Source organism: Gabonibacter chumensis (genome assembly GCF_024741215.1).
In the GTDB taxonomy this organism is placed as follows: Bacteria; Bacteroidota; Bacteroidia; order Bacteroidales; family Marinifilaceae; genus Gabonibacter; species Gabonibacter massiliensis.
On record NZ_JANSKB010000004.1, the window covers coordinates 21,706 to 39,073 of the forward strand.

12 protein-coding genes are annotated in these 17,368 nt (G+C 42.7%); 3 read left to right on the top strand and 9 right to left on the bottom strand.

Translation table 11 applies throughout. From position 1 onward, the window contains the following. Positions 1 to 21: 21 nt before the first annotated feature. The 7 genes from NVS78_RS11285 to tgt all read right to left on the bottom strand — a co-directional run bounded on the left by NVS78_RS11285 (position 22) and on the right by tgt (position 10,110). Positions 22 to 1,164 (bottom strand): Wzz/FepE/Etk N-terminal domain-containing protein, encoded by a 1,143-nt coding sequence (locus tag NVS78_RS11285; RefSeq protein WP_286359275.1) that lies wholly within the window; start codon positions 1,162 to 1,164, stop codon positions 22 to 24. A gap of 5 nt (positions 1,165 to 1,169) precedes the next feature. Then, positions 1,170 to 3,587, bottom strand: coding sequence for an SLBB domain-containing protein (locus NVS78_RS11290; RefSeq protein ID WP_286359276.1), 2,418 nt, complete (start codon positions 3,585 to 3,587; stop codon positions 1,170 to 1,172). Between the two features lie 144 nt (positions 3,588 to 3,731). Then, positions 3,732 to 4,259: a UpxY family transcription antiterminator gene (locus NVS78_RS11295; RefSeq protein ID WP_286359277.1), complete on the bottom strand. Its 528-nt coding sequence runs from the start codon at positions 4,257 to 4,259 to the stop codon at positions 3,732 to 3,734. Next, complete coding sequence (locus tag NVS78_RS11300) at positions 4,252 to 6,246, bottom strand: polysaccharide biosynthesis protein (RefSeq protein ID WP_286359278.1); 1,995 nt, start codon at positions 6,244 to 6,246, stop codon at positions 4,252 to 4,254. The genes NVS78_RS11295 and NVS78_RS11300 overlap by 8 nt, the downstream gene beginning before the upstream one ends. Positions 6,247 to 6,350: 104 nt before the next feature. Continuing rightward, on the bottom strand, positions 6,351 to 7,769 hold the full coding sequence (locus NVS78_RS11305; protein WP_286359279.1) for a pseudouridine synthase: 1,419 nt from the start codon (positions 7,767 to 7,769) through the stop codon (positions 6,351 to 6,353). Between the two features lie 130 nt (positions 7,770 to 7,899). Beyond that, a complete protein-coding gene (locus tag NVS78_RS11310) occupies positions 7,900 to 8,979 on the bottom strand; it encodes an LptF/LptG family permease (RefSeq protein WP_286359280.1) in 1,080 nt (359 codons plus the stop codon). Beyond that, entirely contained in the window at positions 8,980 to 10,110 is a 1,131-nt protein-coding gene (gene tgt / locus NVS78_RS11315) for a tRNA guanosine(34) transglycosylase Tgt (RefSeq protein ID WP_286359281.1), read from the bottom strand. It abuts the gene before it with no gap. A gap of 229 nt (positions 10,111 to 10,339) precedes the next feature. Between tgt and NVS78_RS11320 the strand changes: the two genes are divergently transcribed. The 3 genes from NVS78_RS11320 to NVS78_RS11330 all read left to right on the top strand — a co-directional run bounded on the left by NVS78_RS11320 (position 10,340) and on the right by NVS78_RS11330 (position 16,161). Further along, on the top strand, positions 10,340 to 12,550 hold the full coding sequence (locus NVS78_RS11320) for a S9 family peptidase (RefSeq protein ID WP_286359282.1): 2,211 nt from the start codon (positions 10,340 to 10,342) through the stop codon (positions 12,548 to 12,550). Positions 12,551 to 12,786: 236 nt separating this feature from the next. Then, entirely contained in the window at positions 12,787 to 14,250 is a 1,464-nt protein-coding gene (locus NVS78_RS11325) for an aminoacyl-histidine dipeptidase (protein ID WP_286359283.1), read from the top strand. Positions 14,251 to 14,484: 234 nt separating this feature from the next. Then, positions 14,485 to 16,161: an AMP-binding protein gene (locus NVS78_RS11330; RefSeq protein ID WP_286359284.1), complete on the top strand. Its 1,677-nt coding sequence runs from the start codon at positions 14,485 to 14,487 to the stop codon at positions 16,159 to 16,161. 31 nt (positions 16,162 to 16,192) lie between these two features. Here NVS78_RS11330 and NVS78_RS11335 read toward each other — a convergent pair whose 3' ends face one another. Both NVS78_RS11335 and NVS78_RS11340 read right to left on the bottom strand, forming a co-directional pair. Further along, a complete protein-coding gene (locus NVS78_RS11335) occupies positions 16,193 to 16,759 on the bottom strand; it encodes a fumarylacetoacetate hydrolase family protein (protein ID WP_286359285.1) in 567 nt (188 codons plus the stop codon). Positions 16,760 to 16,797: 38 nt separating this feature from the next. Continuing rightward, complete coding sequence (locus tag NVS78_RS11340; protein WP_286359286.1) at positions 16,798 to 17,361, bottom strand: nitroreductase family protein; 564 nt, start codon at positions 17,359 to 17,361, stop codon at positions 16,798 to 16,800. Between the last annotated feature and the right edge of the window lie 7 nt (positions 17,362 to 17,368).

Sequence of the window (17,368 nt, forward strand, 5' to 3'; positions counted from 1 at the left end):
ATCGATTTCCCGCTTTTTTATTTACTCTTTAACTATCCGCCTCAATTTCGCACTTCCGAAGATTTCAGCCACGAAGGGCAAACCCAACACGACACCGATTCCGGCAAACCCTCCCAAAAAAGTAAATAATACACAAATCAATGCCCGCTTAGGTTTAGATCGTTCATTGGGAATAACGACCGGATCCACGACCGTCAATATGGGAGTTGTCTCTTTTACGGCAATTTTGGCCTGCTCCAATTGTTTGGCCAACTCATTGTACACATTATTAGCCAAAGTATACTCTGCCGTCAATCTCTCCTCTTCAATCTTAGCCATGGCCGAAGAGAAATTTTTATTACGATCCTGAAAACGGGCCAACTCTTTCTGTTTCTCTTCAAAATCATTCCTGGTCTCGTTATAACGCTCCTCGACAAATTTCAAATTAGAAGCGACCTTCTCTATCTTAAATTCCGTAATATATTGCTGCAGCAAAGTTTGTGCATACTGGGCCAGCTGCGCTACGGCAAGCGGTTCCGGTAACTCCGCGGATAACTGAACATATCCATCCTTTTCGTTAACATTAAGAGATATAATATTTTTTAAATTCTGGGATACTTTCTGTTCATCTCCTGTCATAAATAAAATAGTAGAATCCCCCCCCGATAATACCGTGGTTGTATCTTTTCCCCGAATCGCATCGATAACAACTCCCGGTAAACCGATCGTATACTTTTTGATAAAACCGATCAAACTAAATTTTTGATATTGATCATCCGTGAAATATTCGAAAAGAGTCACCGGGTGATCGATTCCCTCAAATGTCAAAGGGGCATTCATCAACTCTTTTTGAAAAGGGACACTGGCGATAATTTTCGGATAGATCTTAGGCGAAAGGACCTCTCCCGCACTCATACTTCCCAAATTGATACCCACCATCGAAGCTAACCCCGACAAACCTCCCGACATATTCTTCTCTCCCGATTGGGGTACCATCGTACTGCCGGCCGTATATACCTTAGGGCTAAAAAGGGCTACCAAAATTCCGATCGCCATAAAACAAACGGTCACCTTCAACATCAATTTCCTGTTTCTCCACAATTTACGAACCACTTCAACCAAATCGATCTCCTGTTCTTCAGGACGTACTTTATTTTGTTGTGGTATTGTTTCGTTCTGTTCCATATCGCTTATTTCGAATTATTCATAATGGTTGTAATCATAGCCGCCATCGAAGTCGTAGAAGAAGCTAAACTCATGATTTCAGCCAAGCTCATTCCCTTCCTTATCGGTCTAATCGGTACGATAATCTCACATCCCGGTTCTATCTGTTTCGCACTATTCCCTTTTCTCTTAGCCACCATTCCATTCATATAAACAATATACGTCCCCCGTTTTTTAGCTCTGAAAGCAAAACCGCCTGCACTGGCAATATACTCTTTCAATTTCTTTTTAGGATTGTAGGTAGTGGTGTTGGGACGCATCACGGCTCCGTCTACTTTCACCGTTCCGTCATAAAGCGGAACGATAATGCGATCTCCTTCTCGAAGTACCACATCGTAATCCGATCCGGGATTAGCCATCGCTTTATCCAATTCGATTCCCACGTAATAGGTATCACCTAACTCTAAAGTTTTAACGTCGATGGAATCCTTACCGACCCCCTGAGTCATCAATTTCAACTTGGATTCCAATCTCCTGCGTTCATCTTCGTTCAATTTTCTCTCCAAACGGGCTCCTTTAATATAAGCCTTGGTGGTTAGTCCTCCCGCACGATTGATAATACTCGATAAGCGTTCATTTTTTACCGATTTAGCATACTGACCTTCATACATCACCTCTCCTTTTACCATCACATTCTGTTGTTCACTATAACCGGGAGAACGACGGACCTCGATCTCGTCGAAAGGTTCTAAAACAAAGTCCTTCGGACCGTCGATAATCAAACCGTCTTTTAGCGTATAACTAAATATCTCCGCCTCAAAAAGAGCCTCCTTTTTCGCTTTGGGATTCTTTACCCGACGAGCCACATCCACTTTTACCGTAGAAGCCGATTCCAAAAGTCCTCCTGCCTGCAATACCAAATCTTCCAACGACATATTCTGTATATAAGGATAAATACCCGGTTTCTTCACTTCTCCGCGGACCGAAACAATATAATTTTCCTGCAATTCCAAAGTAGAAGGTATATAAAGCAGGTCATTCTTTTGTAAGAGCATATCCTCTTCCCTTCCGGACAATATCTCTTGCAAATTCAAAGATTGAACCTGCTTCGTCAAATCCGGATTTTCCCGGTACAATAAAACCCGTCCCGTAAAAGCATCTCCTTTCAAACCTTCAGCCACCTTTACCAACTGGGCTACCGTTTGAATATCCTTATCCAAGGAGTAATCCCCCGGACGATACACGGCTCCCTGTACAGAAACCTTATTCTCAAAACGCGACACGATAGAATCGACCTCGACCACATCCCCGTCATCCAATAGGAAAGAAGGAAAATCCTCCTTTTTCACCGTGTGGATCTGGTATTCGGAACCGCTCTTGCGAATCAAACGTACATTCTTTTTATATGCATCTCCCGTAAACCCTCCGGCATAGTCCAATAACTTCTGTAAGTTCTCCGCCGCAGTCATTTCGTATTTCATGGGTCTTTTCACCCTTCCTTTTATCTGTACCAAATCTTTATAAGGACCGACAACAACGTTATCCCCGTCCTGCAAAACGATATCCCCGATATTTCCCCCCTCCAGAATATACTTATATACATCAAGAGTTGCAATCTTATTTCCCTTTCTAAAAATATTAATCTCCCTTAAAGTACCGATATCATTGACCCCTCCGGCAGAATAAAGCGCGTGGAAAACGGATGCCAAGGAAGGCAAGGTATAGCTCCCCGGGACAAGCACCTCTCCCATCACGTTCACCTGAATACTTCGGATCTGTCCCAACGTCAGGTTAACAAAAGTAGTCGGTTGTGCGGCCGTTATCGCGGAGTAAATCTTAGAAAATTCGTTTTTGATTTTTCCGTTCGCCTCTTTCACGGAAAGACCGCTCAAATAGATCGGCCCTAAATTCTCGACGATGATACTTCCGTCCGGGGATATCACCGAGCGCACGGTCTGTTCCGAATCCCCCCACACATCGATGATGACCTCGTCACCAGCCGCCAACTTGTAATTTTCAGGAGTGGGGATATTCAATATCGGCTCAAAAGTTAATTTTTTATTATTAAACAGATCCTTACCGAACACCTCCTCCGAACGATCGGCAACAGGGGCCGGAATTGAATCCATCATGACAAACAAAGAGTCCATCGAACTCAACATCTCTTTGTTTATGGTCCTCAGACGATTCTCCCCCGACTTATTATCGGTCATTTTACCCGTTCCCCCCTCCTTCTCTGCCATCATCTTTTCGTATTGTGCCTTCAGACGTAACATCTGTTCCTGAGTCACTCCACGGTCTTTTAACATCAGCATCATCTCCTGCTGCGTTTTTCCGTCTTTTTGAGCTTGCTTCAACAATTCAATGACCTGTGCATCGGTCATCTGGGCAAAAGAAGCAACAACCGCACCAAACAAAAATACAATAAGCAATACGAATCTCATATAATCGATTTTAATTGTTTTTAAGTTTTTACTAAAATTATTTAACCGCAAGACCACCAAAACAACTCTATTTTGCGGGCGACGGCAAAGATACGTTTTTAATTGAAAATCAAAAAAACATATCTGAAAATTATCCGACCATAACTACATACCGGAAACGACTCTTTGATAAGGTTCCACACAGCTTAAAGGCACCGTCGTCAAAGCACACCCCAAATGCTCCAAACGGACCATAATTCGATGTTTCCCCCTGACCTCAACCAACTCTCCTTCCAACCCCGCCAGCTTTCCCAACACAACCCGCACATAAGAACCGACAGGCAAATCCACGGTAGAAATTTCCACCTCCTCTTCCGCGTTATCGTTCATAAAACGCAATGCCCTTATCTGTTTATCCGGTATCGGAGCCGGTATTCCGAATTCCTTCAAAAAAGAGACCACCCCAAAAGTCGTCAAAACCTTTTGCATCTGCAATAAATTCACGTATACGAATATATATCCGTTTATCAAAGGGACCTCCACCTTTTTGTTACGGTCACTCCATTTTCTGATTACGATACGCAATGGCAAATAATTAACAATCCCCTGCTGATCCAATCGCTCCTTTACTTTCTTCTCTGCCCGGGAAGCCGTGTAAACAGCGTACCAACGCGACTGATTTTTCTCAAACATCACCCGACACCTCCTGTTTCTCTAATATTTCCATACGATCGAGTACGCCTTGCATCTGTTTGTTCATTCCTTCTTCTTCCATTTGGAAATCAATGGATTCGAAAACAGAATTCTTAGACTTGAATTCAGGAACGATGTTTTTCATCTGTTTCACAACCATAAAACTATCCGCGGTCTCCAAGGCAGAATGCAATCTATTTATCTCTTCCAATACCCCCCTGTAATCGTATTCCCTGACTTTAGCTATTTTTATTCGATCGTGAACAGTGGGCAGAGTCGTCTCCTTTACATTCAAAACTTCCTCGTATAGCTTCTCGCCGGGACGTAACCCGGTAAAGACAATATGAATATCCTTTCCGACTTCAAAACCGGACAATTTGATCATTTTCCGAGCCAAGTCTACGATTTTCACACTTTTCCCCATGTCAAACACGAAAATTTCCCCTCCATGCCCCAAAGCACCCGCTTGCAAGACCAGTTGACAGGCTTCCGGAATTGTCATGAAGAAACGGGTTATTTCCGGATGAGTTACCGTAACCGGCCCTCCCGTTTCGATCTGTTTTTTAAAACGAGGGATAACCGATCCGTTCGATCCCAATACATTTCCGAAACGGGTCGTTATAAAATTAGTTTGCGATACCTTGTTTAAAGATTGCGTGTAGATTTCAGCAATACGCTTACTGGCTCCCATGACATTCGTCGGATTTACCGCCTTATCCGTGGAGATCATAACAAAACGCTTGCAGCCGTATTTTACGGCACAATCCGCCATATTCTTGGTTCCGAACACATTGGTTTTCACCCCCTCCACGGGATGCATCTCAACCATCGGCACATGCTTATAAGCCGCGGCATGATAAACGATATCCGGATGATACATTCTGAATATACCTTCCACCCTCTCTTTATCACGAATATCCCCGATTTCAATCTTATAATTAAAAAAATGAAATTCCTCTTTCAATTCCAGTTCTATATCATACAACGGAGATTCAGCCTGATCAAAAAGCACAATCAAAGAAGGTCTGAAATGAGTCAATTGACGGATGATCTCGCTTCCGATGGATCCGGCCGCCCCAGTCACCAAAACGACCTTATTAAGTAATTGCTTCCGCAAATTATCCTCATCCAATTTGATCTCTCCACGCTCCAACAAATCTTCGATCTTTATATTTTTTATATGCCGTATACTCAGATCCCCGTTAATCCAACTTTCGAAACGAGGAACCTCCAACACGTTGACATTGTATTTCAGGCAGGTTTCGACAATCATTCGCTTTTTATCGTAAACGATCATCTTTTTAGCGATAATAACTTTATCCACCTTATTCCGTTTCAACAGATACCCCAAAGAAGACATCTTGTAGATCTTAATTCCCTCCAATACTTTCCCGGCTTTTTTATCATTCACATCAATAAACGCAAGGATATTATAAGACATATCCTCCGCGTTATCCAACGCGTGCTTGGCCATAATCCCATACTCATCGCTTCCGCAAATAATGACATTCTTCTTTACCTTTTCCGCCCCTATATATTGGATAAAAAGAGTTTTTACAATCAACCTGCTCACAATCATCATACTCATTAACAACACGTACTCCGTCAAAAGCACGGAGATAGCGATCAATAGACGACCGGTCACCAAAAAATAAGCACCGCTTCCTAAAAGAAGTACCAACTCTCCAGCCGTTAATACATAATAAATCCGTAAAGCATCTTCTGTTCCGGTAAATCGAACAATACCGGAATAAGTTTTTCCCCAGATAAAACTAACAATTCTTACCCCCACGATACAAATCGCCCCTCGTGAAACAAGAGACATGTTTATGCGGTCTAACTGAAAATTCCCAAGTATCAAATAAGTGACACCGACCGCGACGCAGCTCAACATCACGTCGATTATAAAAACGATCCATCTTGGCGTATAGGAGAAAGAGTGCAGCGCTTTCATCCTATTCAATCCATTTGTAACAAATGCAACCATAAATTCCCGTTATATTACATCTCTCATGGGTCCATGCAACCGACCCATGAAAGATGTTGTTAAAGTATAAAAAAACACAATAGTATCTACAAAGATCTACCTATTTAATAAACTTTTAACACATTCACCTCTTCAGGTGTTAAGAATCTCCATCTTCCGCGAGGCAAGTTCTTTTTCGTGATTCCGGCAAAATAAACCCTATCCAATCGAAGAATCTGATAGCCGAAATATTCGAATATACGACGAACGATACGATTCTTTCCGGAATGAATTTCGATGCCGACTTGCGTACGATCATCAGCAGCTATTTGAATATCGTCAGCCTGAACAAAACCGTCTTCCAACTCAATTCCGTCCCGGATGGACTGAAGATCTCCCATACTTACAACCTTATCCAAAAAAACGTGATATATTTTTTTCTGATTATACTTCGGATGCGTCAATTTCTTAGCCAAATCGCCATCATTCGTGAATAAAAGCACTCCCGTCGTCTGGCGATCCAAACGTCCGACCGGATAAACCCGCTCCTTACAAGCCCCCTCGATCAGAGACATTACCGTCTTTCGCTCCATGGGATCATCTACAGTAGTCACGTAATCTTTAGGCTTATTCAATACCAAATACACTTTACGTTCCGGCACAACAACACGATCGTCCACTTCTACCCTATCTTCCCGTTTAACCTTCACGCCTACTTGTTGTATCACCTCACCGTTTACTTTTACCCGTCCGGCTAAAATCAATTCATCTGCATCCCGGCGGGAACAAATTCCCCCTTTGGCAATATATCGATTCAACCGCAATTCCGTTTCATCGCCTTCGTTCTCCAACCGATGAGCCAACTGTTTTTTCTGAGAATAGACACTCCTCTTTCTCTCTCTTGCTTCCGGAAAAGTCCTACGTTCACGATTGGGACGATCTACCCGGTTGAAACGGTCGTTTCTCTCTTCACGTTCTCCCCGATTGTACTCTTCCCGGTCAGAACGTGCTCCTCTCCTGAATTCATTTCTTTTTCCCGACTCTTCCCGGTTATTCCTCTGCTGGAAACGCCGTTCTCCCCCCTCGCTCCGGTTCTCCCTGTCGGAAGTATACCTTTCGTTTCTATCTTCCCGGCTTTCCCTTCTCGGAAAACGGTTTTCCCTCCGTTCTCCTTGTTCTTCGCGTCTCTGGTAATTTTCGTCCCGGCGACGGAATGAACGTTCTTTTCTTTCCCCGTCACGATCTCCCTCGTAACGATCTCTCCGGAATCTCTCCCCCTCATCGTTACGTTCCCCTCTGTCAAAACGATTTTGACGAACAAATTTACCTTCTCGTTCTTGATTCAAATCCCGAATCTCAACCCGTTTAAACCTTCTGACCGGACGATCCGACTCTCCCTCTCCGGAAAAATCATCTCTCCGTTCTCTATTAAAACGATTTGCCCTCTCATCTCCCTCACGGGTGTCAGGCTTCCTTTGCCGATTCTCGTCACGATTCCCGGCATTTCGACTAATCCTTGGTCTTTTCTCTTCCCGATTGTACATAACAGACTTCTAATAAATTAAATATTAATTATAACTGAGCATACTATAAATCAACAGTATATTAAATGCTCTTCGATTTTTAGACAACTGATCTTTCTATTTTTTAATTCAATTGCACTCCCGACTCAACTTACTTCGGAGCCGTTCGATAAACAAAAAATGCCACGAAAGCATACAAGATATTAGGTATCCATACCGCTAATAACGGATTCATATTTCCATTGGTTGCAAATACCGTCGAAAATTGCATGAATAGAATATAAGAAAAACTGATCAACAACCCTAATCCTAAATGGAATCCCATACCTCCCCGAATTTTTCGGGAAGCAATACTCACCCCTATCAATGTCAGTATAAAGGTGGCAAAAGCATTGGAAAATATTCTATATTTCTCAATCTGAAACTCAACGACATTACTACTTCCCCTCAGCTTTTGTCTGTCGATGTATTCATTCAATTCCGGCAAAGTCAAACGTTCCTTTATCTTCTTGGGATCTTCTGAAAATTCCGCCGGAGTAAAATTTAATAAGGTATCGATCTGCCTACCCGTCGTATACGTCTCTTTCATTCCGTCGAACTCCCTGTAAGTCCAATCCTTAATTGTCCATTTTTCTTTCTTCTCGTCCCATTCGATCAACCGGGCGTTCAATTTATTTATTAACGTATCTCCCCGGAAATTCTCATATGAAAAATCATATCCTATTTTAGGACCCACGGAAAAAGAGGACATATATATATAAGAACCGGGAGCCACTTGACGATGAATATTCTTCTCTCGATTTTGAAAAGTTTTCCAAATGTATTTTTCCGAGAACTCTATCCGTTTCTTATTGGCATTAGGGATGATAAAAGCAGTCAACAACAGGGATAACGTCGCGATAACACCCGCCGAAATCATATAGGGACGTACCATCCGGCGAAAACTGGTTCCCGTACTTAAAATGGCTATGATTTCACTATTGTAAGCCATCTTGGAAGTAAAGAAGATAACAGAAATAAATGTAAACAGAGAAGAAAACACATTCGCGAAATAAGGAACGAAATTGAGGTAATAGTCAAAAACAATGGCGTTAACCGGAGCACTGTTCTCTATAAACTTCTCCAAACGCTCCGAAAGGTCGAAAACGATAACGATACTGAGAATGAGTACCATTGAGAAAAAGAAGGTACCCAAAAACTTTCGTATAATATATATATCCAGTTTTTTCATCTACAGCCGAGTTGTCACTTTTTTTACTGTTTTCGCTTTCCATTCAAGGAAATCACCTTCCAATATATGCTTCCGCGCCTCTTTTACCAACCACAAATAAAAGGACAAATTATGGATCGAACAAATTTGCAACCCTAAAATTTCATCTGCTTTAATCAAATGGCGCAAATAAGCTTTTGAATAATCTTTATCCACGAAAGAGAGAGCTAAAGGATCAATGGGGGAAAAATCCTTTTCCCACTTTTTGTTCTTAATATTAATTACCCCCTCCGTCGTAAACAACATTCCGTTTCTTCCGTTCCGGGTAGGCATAACACAATCGAACATATCGACTCCTAAAGCAATGGCTTCTAAAATATTCTCGGGTGTACCGACACCCATCAGGTAGCGGGGTTTATCTTTCGGTAAAATTCGGTTCACCACCTCAATCATCGCGTACATCGACTCCGCGGGCTCTCCTACCGCCAAGCCCCCGATAGCATATCCTTCCCGCTCCAATGACACCGCATGCTCAGTAGCACGTTCCCGAAGATCTTTATACACACATCCCTGAACGATCGGAAATAAAGACTGATGGTAACCGTATAACGGCGCCGTTGCATCAAAACGTTTTACACAACGTTCCAACCACCTTTGAGTCAACTCCAAAGATTTTTTAGCATAAGCGTAATCGCTTTGCCCGGGAGGACATTCGTCGAAAGCCATCACGATATCGGCCCCTATCTTACGCTGGACATCCATTACGTTTTCCGGTGTAAAAAGATGTTTCGACCCGTCAATATGAGAACGGAAGGTAACCCCTTCTTCCGTAATCTTCCGGCTATCCGTCAAAGAAAATACCTGAAAACCGCCGCTATCGGTCAATATCGGTCTATCCCACGCGTTAAATTTATGCAAACCTCCCGCGGCTTGCAATACATCCGTACCCGGTCGCAAGTAGAGATGATACGTGTTTCCTAAAATAATTTGAGCCTGAATATCCTCTTTCAACTCCCGGGCATGAACAGCTTTCACGGTCCCTACTGTCCCCACCGGCATGAAAATGGGAGTTTCAATAGTTCCGTGGTCTGTCGTTAACATGCCACCTCTTGCTTCGCTATGCTTGTCTTTCGCTAAAAGGGTGTAATTCATTCGCTTTCATTTTTGAAACGGCAAAGATAGTGATTATTTTAGATTAAAATCGTCTCTCTTTCCCCTAAATATCGCAAAAACGTACCCTTCCCCCTCAAAACAGGCCGAAAATTTAAAATCCAAGCCATTTAATCGTTATTTTAAACTTAAAATCAGCAAATCATTTTCAAATAAAAGAAAAAAATAGAATCTTTGGAACTTGATTCAAAATGCTAAAAAATTATAGGTTATGAGAATGTTTTACAAGTTAATTGTATTCCTTTTTATGGTGGGGTTGGTTTTACCCGGATATGCACAAAGCGAAAATAAAAAATTTAGTCTGGCCGATTTCTGTCTCAATTATACATTTATGCCCACAGGGGTTCGGGGACTTCGTTCACTGAACGACGGAGAACATTATACGGTTTTGGAATCCAACGGACAAAAATTAGTCATGTATAGCTACAAAACCGGAAAGGCCGTAAACACCCTGTTAGATCTCGGTGATCCCAAATATAAAGAGGTAAAAACGATACAAGACTACGAGTTCAGTCCCGATGAAAGCCGCATTTTGATATGCACGAACGTAAAACCGATTTACCGTCGTTCTTTCACGGCTGATTATTACGTTTTCGATTTTAAAAACAGGGAACTGAAACCGTTATCCACAGGCGGACCTCAACGTTTGGCAACTTTCTCCCCGGAAGGAACCAAAATAGCATTCGTACGGGACAACAATCTCTTTATCGCGGATTTACGCTTCGGTTCCGAATTACAGATCACCTTCGACGGAAAATTCAATCAAATTATTAACGGGGCTCCGGATTGGGTTTACGAGGAAGAATTTGAATTCAATAAAGCATTCGAGTGGGCCCCCGACGGATCTGCCATCGCTTTCATGAAATTTGACGAATCAGATGTAAAGATATACCATATGAATATGTTCAAGGGAGAGAGACCGGAACTGAAAGAAAATGCCGTCTATCCTTCCAACTATTCTTATAAATACCCGAAAGCCGGTGAAGCGAACTCCAAAGTCAGCGTACACGTGTACGATATAAAAGATCGCGTCACAACTCCCATGAACATCGGGGACGAAACCGACATCTATATCCCGCGCATCAAATGGACCACCGATCCTAAAAAATTAGCCATACTGAAATTAAACAGATTTCAAAACAAGCTGGAAATTTTGCTGGCAAACGCCCGGGTAGGCAACACGACAATGCTATACAGGGAGGAGAACAAATACTACATAGACGAGAATAACTTCGATAACCTTATTTTCCTGGAAGACGGACAACATTTCGTACTCAGCAGTGAAAAAGACGGTTATCTCCATCTTTATCTTTTCGACATGGCCGGAAAGGAAAAACAAGCCATTACCTCCGGTCATTTCGACGTGGTCGATTTTTACGGGTACGATCCCGAAAAAAGATTATTCTACTACTCTTCTCACGAAGTATCTCCTATCGAAAAATACGTCTATTCCATCGATCTAAAAGGACGAAAGAAATTACTAACTCCCACACAAGGTTGGAATAATGCGGAGTTTAGCAAATCTTTCAAATACTATGTAAACACGGTTTCCAATGCCAACACCCCTCCTGTCACCACTCTTTACGGGGCGAACGGAAAAGACATCCGTATACTGGAAGACAACGCAGCACTAAAGGAGACCTTAAAAGATTACTCCGTGGCTCAACGGGAATATATTCAAATACCGGCCGCGGACGGGACGACACAACTCAACGCGTGGATCATGAAACCCGTCGATTTCGATCCTGAACAAACTTATCCGTTATTGATCATTCAATACAGCGGACCGAATTCTCAACAGGTACATAATTCCTGGGCCATAGACTGGACGCAATACTTGGCACAAGAAGGTTATATCGTAGCTTGTATCGATCCCCGGGGAACCGGCGCCAGAGGAGAAGAATTCCGAAAATGTACTTACATGCAGTTAGGTAAAATCGAAAGCGACGATATGATTGCCGCGGCCAAATGGTTGGCTGAAAAACCGTATATCGACCCGGCAAAGGTCGGAATCTGGGGGTGGAGCTACGGAGGATTCATGTCCTCTCTTTGCCTGATGAAAGGAAACGATGTATTCTCCACGGCCATAGCGGTAGCCCCGGTTACCAACTGGAGGTTCTATGACTCCGTTTACACAGAGCGTTTCATGCGTCGTCCCCAGGACAACCCGAACGGCTACGATGACAACTCTCCGATCAACTGGGCAGATAAACTGAAAGGACATTTATTAATTTGTCACGGAACGGCAGACGACAATGTTCACATCCAGAATGCTTATGAATTATCGGAAGCTTTGGTACAAGCCAATAAACCATTCGACATGCAAATTTATACCAACCGCAACCACAGTATATTCGGAGGCCTGACACGTTTGCATCTGTATAGCAAATTCATGGATTACCTGGACAAGCATTTGAAATAAAAAACTATTTCAATAATCTTTATACGCCTGGCTTCTTCTTGATTTCATTTGAAGAAGCCAGGCGTAATCTTTAGGTAAGAAAACCATTTTTAACCCTTTCGTTACTCTATCCAACGATTTTTTTATAACTTTAGGCGTTTAAAACGACATGATAGACAAATTATACCCGAATCTTTCGGGAAAATATTCTTCATTGCCAACAAAGTATGAATCGTTTAACTTAAAAAATAAAGATTATGAGCAAATGCATATGCACGCTGGAACCTCAGGCTATCTGGGAAAACTTTTATAAACTCACGCAAGTTCCCCGTCCTTCCAATCACGAAGAAAAAGCGAGAGAATTCGTTATGAAGTGGGCAAAAGAAAACGGAATAAAAGCCGAGATGGACGAAGCCAATAACATACTATTGAGCAAACCCGCGACACCGGGAATGGAGAACCGTAAAGGAGTTATTTTACAAGGACATCTGGATATGGTTCCTCAAAAAAACGAAGATAAAAAACATGACTTTACCAAAGATCCGATCGATGCTTATATCGACGGAGAATGGGTAACGGCAGACGGCACGACCCTGGGAGCTGATAATGGAATCGGCGTCGCTACCGGCATGGCTTTACTGCTGTCCAAAGATATTCCTCACGGGCCGTTGGAAGTGTTGATCACCGCCACTGAAGAAACAGGAATGGACGGAGCCAACGGCATTCGTCCGAATTGGTTAAAAGGTGATATCCTTTTGAATTTGGACTCGGAAACGGAAGGCGAATTATACGTCGGATGTGCAGGTGGAATTGACGGAGAAATTCAATTTACTTATACTCCGGAAGCCGTGCCGGCCGGAAATAAAGCCTATAAATTGGCCTTAAAAGGATTGAAAGGCGGCCATTCGGGCATGGACATTAACCTGGGAAGAGGAAACGCTAACAAGTTATTCTTCCGCTTTTTAAAAGCTGTAGCGCAGGAACTCGATATAAGGATCGCTTCCATAGAAGGAGGAAACATGAGAAATGCCATTCCGCGCGAGGCATTTGCCATCGTAACCCTTCCCGCAATCCATGTTGATAAATTCCAAAACAGAATCAAAGAATACGAAGCCATTTTTAAGGCGGAACTCAGTGCAAAAGAACCGACATTGCAACTATTCGCAGAGGAAGTTTCCATGCCCGAAAACGTGATGAATGCTCAAATTCAAGCCAATATCATCAACGCGATCGTGGCTTGTCCGAATGGAGCCATGAGAATGATCGATTCTATGCCCGACACGGTAGAAACATCCAATAACCTTGCTATCGTCAAAGGAAGAGAAGGCAAAGTAGAAGTTTATATGTTGATGCGCTCTTCTGTTGAAACGGCAAAAATGGCATTAGCTCAATCCGTTCAGGCTGTGTTCGAACTGGCAAAAGCGGACCAGATCAATTTCGTGGGAGAATACCCGGGCTGGAAACCCAATCCAGACTCGGCAATCCGTAAAACGATGGAAAACGTATACGAGAAATTATACGGCAGGAAACCGGCTATTATGGCCATCCATGCCGGATTGGAATGCGGTATTCTCGGATCCACGTACCCGAACTGGGATATGATTTCGTTCGGACCGACCATCAGTTCTCCGCACTCCCCGGATGAAAAGGTAAACATCGCCTCTATCGTTAAATTCTGGGATTTTCTGAAGGCTACCTTACAGGCTATTCCTGAAAAATAATACATCTTTGAAGACAGATTTATTTTTTATGTTTTGAATAGCATTCAACATACGAAGAATAAATCTGTCTTTTTCATAAACGTGACATCTCCAAGCGCAAACGTTAGCATCTTTTACGAAACTGTCCCGCATCCGCCTTTCATTTAACAACATCCCCTCTCTTTTTTTTATTATTTTAACCATAAGGGACGATTTTCTGTATTATCTTTGTTGGGAAAATTCAAATGTTTAACTATGACTTTAAAAAAATTGACGTTACCCGAACTGCTGAAACACAGCTGTTCTAAGTTCGCAAAAAACCTCTCGTTAAATTTTGTCGCAAGCGGAAAAAGAACTTACCAAGATTTATATAATGACGTCATTGCTGTTGCCAATCATTTGATTCGCTTAAATATAAAAAAAGGAGATAAAGTAGCCATCCTAAGTGCTAATATGCCCAACTGGGGAATCACTCAATTTGCAATAGCAAGTACGGGAGCCATTGCCGTTCCGATTTTACCCGGGTTCTGCTCCACGGAACTTCAAAATATACTGGAACATGCTGAAGTAAAAGTAATTTTCGTATCCCGCCTTTTGGCCAAATGTTTAGAAGATGTTAAGACCCCGTTCTTAAAACATAAGATTCTAATCAACAATTTTGCAACCATCCCGGAAGGCTGTTATGCCCCAGAAGAATTAGATAAGTTGACTCCCGATATCGACCTCAACGACTACACCCCGCTACCCGATATTACGGTAGAAGAGGAAGATACGGCATCCATTATTTATACTTCCGGCACGACAGGGTTCTCCAAAGGAGTAGAATTGACACATAAAAATTTAGTATGGGATGCCCGTCAATGCCGTACGATACAGCATGTAGACGAATCGGACCGTTTCTTAAGTATCCTCCCTATGGCGCATACCTATGAAAATACCTTGGGCTTACTCTTACCGCTTATGTTCGGATCCCAGGTTTTCTATCTGGACCGGGTGCCGACCCCCAAACTTTTGGTTCCGGCCATGCAAAAGATTCATCCCACGGTTATCCTATCCGTACCGCTCATCATCGAGAAGATATACAAGACTCAAATCGTTCCCAAATTCAACAGTAACAGAATCATTCGAACCTTATACGGTTTTTCCGTAGCCCGTAAATTCTTCCACCGGATGGCAGGTAAGAAATTAATGGAAACATTCGGGGGAAAATTAAAATTTTTCGGTGTCGGAGGCTCTAAACTTGACGGAACAGTAGAAAAATTTTTGAAAGAAGCACGCTTTCCTTACGCCATCGGTTACGGACTGACCGAAACAGCCCCCATGGCTGCCGGCTCCAACCCTTCAGGAACATTCTTGCAAGGCGTGGGACCGATGATGGAAGGCGTTTCTATAAAAATCAACGAACCGGACGAAAAAGGAGAAGGAGAAATCTGGATCAAAGGTCCTAACGTGATGAAAGGTTATTACAAACGCCCCGAACTAAATGCCGAAGTCTTCACGAAAGACGGGTGGTTCAAAACGGGAGATTTAGGCTCTTTCGACAAAAAGAATCGCTTATCTATCCGAGGCAGGATTAAAACCATGATCTTGGGAGCATCGGGAGAAAATATCTATCCGGAAGAGATCGAATCCATCATCAACAATTTCCGTTTTGTAAACGAATCCTTAGTCGTGGAAAACAGCGGTAAGTTAGTCGCCATGGTTCATTTCAACATGGAAGAGTTAGAAAAGCATTACAAGAACCTTAAAAACCAAGCTGATAATTACAAGACAATGATCAGCGACTATATCGAAGAACAGAAGAAAGAGTTACGCGAATATGTAAATGCCCGGGTCAATAACTTCTCCAAATTACAGTTAGTCATGACTCAACACGAACCTTTCGAAAAAACCCCTACCCATAAGATAAAAAGATTCTTATATAACAAGTAAATTAAAAAAGTCGAGTTCTCACTCGACTTTTTTAACGAATACAAAAATCCAACAGTAACTTCCCGTCGAGGTATCCTTTAAGATGATCTCCAATCTGAAGCCCGCGATAGCGAAAAGGATTTCCACAGTAAATATAATCTCCGATTTTCAACATATAGTACTCGGACATTGCGGCTATAACCTGTTCCGGCGTCACGGAAGAGTCCGTCACATTCCCTCGAAAGATCTCTTTCCCGTTCAACTCCAAAACATACTCTCCCCTTATCTTATCCCGGCTGCACAAGGAAGAAATGGCAGCCGCCCCGTCAAACGAATAAGCCACGGCCGGAGATAATCCCTTCTCCAATAACTCCCTCTCCCGGTTATCCGCGTAAAATCGAATACCGATTCCCACCTCCTCGTAATACCGGGAAGCAAAGCGTTCGGATACCCCCTTACCAATCTTGCAAATACGCAATACCAATTGCGGAACACAACTCAATTCCGTTGCAAAGGCCGGAAGATAAAAGTCTTCATTATTCCGTAACAAAGCATTATCTCCGAGAGTCACCCCTGTCCGTTCTCCGAAAACATTATATTCCGTACACAGCAGTTTCATTTCACCAGTATTTATGAATAAAATAACGCGTCTTTCGTCTACACCAACAAATCCTGCACCGAACGTTTAGGAACATGGTGAGAACCGTCGTTTTCCCTCCAATATTTATAATCTTTCCCCCGCATCTCTTCCAACACGACGGTCTCTTTCGGCTTTCCTAAAGCAATCACGTACATGATCTTCAAATGATCCGACAATTGCAGGATAGTCCTCAACGACTCGTTCTTAAAAGCCTTTACAATACATCCCCCATACCCTTTTTCTACTGCCCCGAGCAAAATCGTCTGCGCCTGTATTCCGTCGTCACACAAACAATTCTCCACGATACCCGTGTCCAATAACTGTATCAAATAAGCGGAAGGGCGTTCTCCCTCATCCGGTCCGGCCCAATCAGTCAAATAACCGGCCCAAGACAAGGTATGAAAAACCCGGTCGCACTCCTCTTCTCCCGTAACCATTCTGTATTTCAAGGGTTGCGCGTTCCTACCGGAAGCACAATAACGGGTCAACCCCACGAGATCCGTCAGCTCTTCGGACGTTATCTTCACCTCCTGATAAAAACGACGATAACTTCTATTTCTCAACAACAACTCTTTCAACATAAATCTG

What these genes read in the sequence shown, in the direction of transcription:
- NVS78_RS11330 (WP_286359284.1), top strand. Translation starts at nt 14,485, where the DNA reads ATGACTTTAAAAAAATTGACGTTACCCGAACTGCTGAAACACAGCTGT.
- NVS78_RS11320 (WP_286359282.1), top strand. Translation starts at nt 10,340, where the DNA reads ATGAGAATGTTTTACAAGTTAATTGTATTCCTTTTTATGGTGGGGTTG.
- NVS78_RS11305 (WP_286359279.1), bottom strand. Translation starts at nt 7,769, where the DNA reads ATGTACAATCGGGAAGAGAAAAGACCAAGGATTAGTCGAAATGCCGGG.
- NVS78_RS11285 (WP_286359275.1), bottom strand. Translation starts at nt 1,164, where the DNA reads ATGGAACAGAACGAAACAATACCACAACAAAATAAAGTACGTCCTGAA.
- NVS78_RS11290 (WP_286359276.1), bottom strand. Translation starts at nt 3,587, where the DNA reads ATGAGATTCGTATTGCTTATTGTATTTTTGTTTGGTGCGGTTGTTGCT.
- NVS78_RS11295 (WP_286359277.1), bottom strand. Translation starts at nt 4,259, where the DNA reads ATGTTTGAGAAAAATCAGTCGCGTTGGTACGCTGTTTACACGGCTTCC.
- NVS78_RS11340 (WP_286359286.1), bottom strand. Translation starts at nt 17,361, where the DNA reads ATGTTGAAAGAGTTGTTGTTGAGAAATAGAAGTTATCGTCGTTTTTAT.
- NVS78_RS11325 (WP_286359283.1), top strand. Translation starts at nt 12,787, where the DNA reads ATGAGCAAATGCATATGCACGCTGGAACCTCAGGCTATCTGGGAAAAC.
- NVS78_RS11310 (WP_286359280.1), bottom strand. Translation starts at nt 8,979, where the DNA reads ATGAAAAAACTGGATATATATATTATACGAAAGTTTTTGGGTACCTTC.
- NVS78_RS11300 (WP_286359278.1), bottom strand. Translation starts at nt 6,246, where the DNA reads ATGGTTGCATTTGTTACAAATGGATTGAATAGGATGAAAGCGCTGCAC.
- NVS78_RS11335 (WP_286359285.1), bottom strand. Translation starts at nt 16,759, where the DNA reads ATGAAACTGCTGTGTACGGAATATAATGTTTTCGGAGAACGGACAGGG.
- tgt (WP_286359281.1), bottom strand. Translation starts at nt 10,110, where the DNA reads ATGAATTACACCCTTTTAGCGAAAGACAAGCATAGCGAAGCAAGAGGT.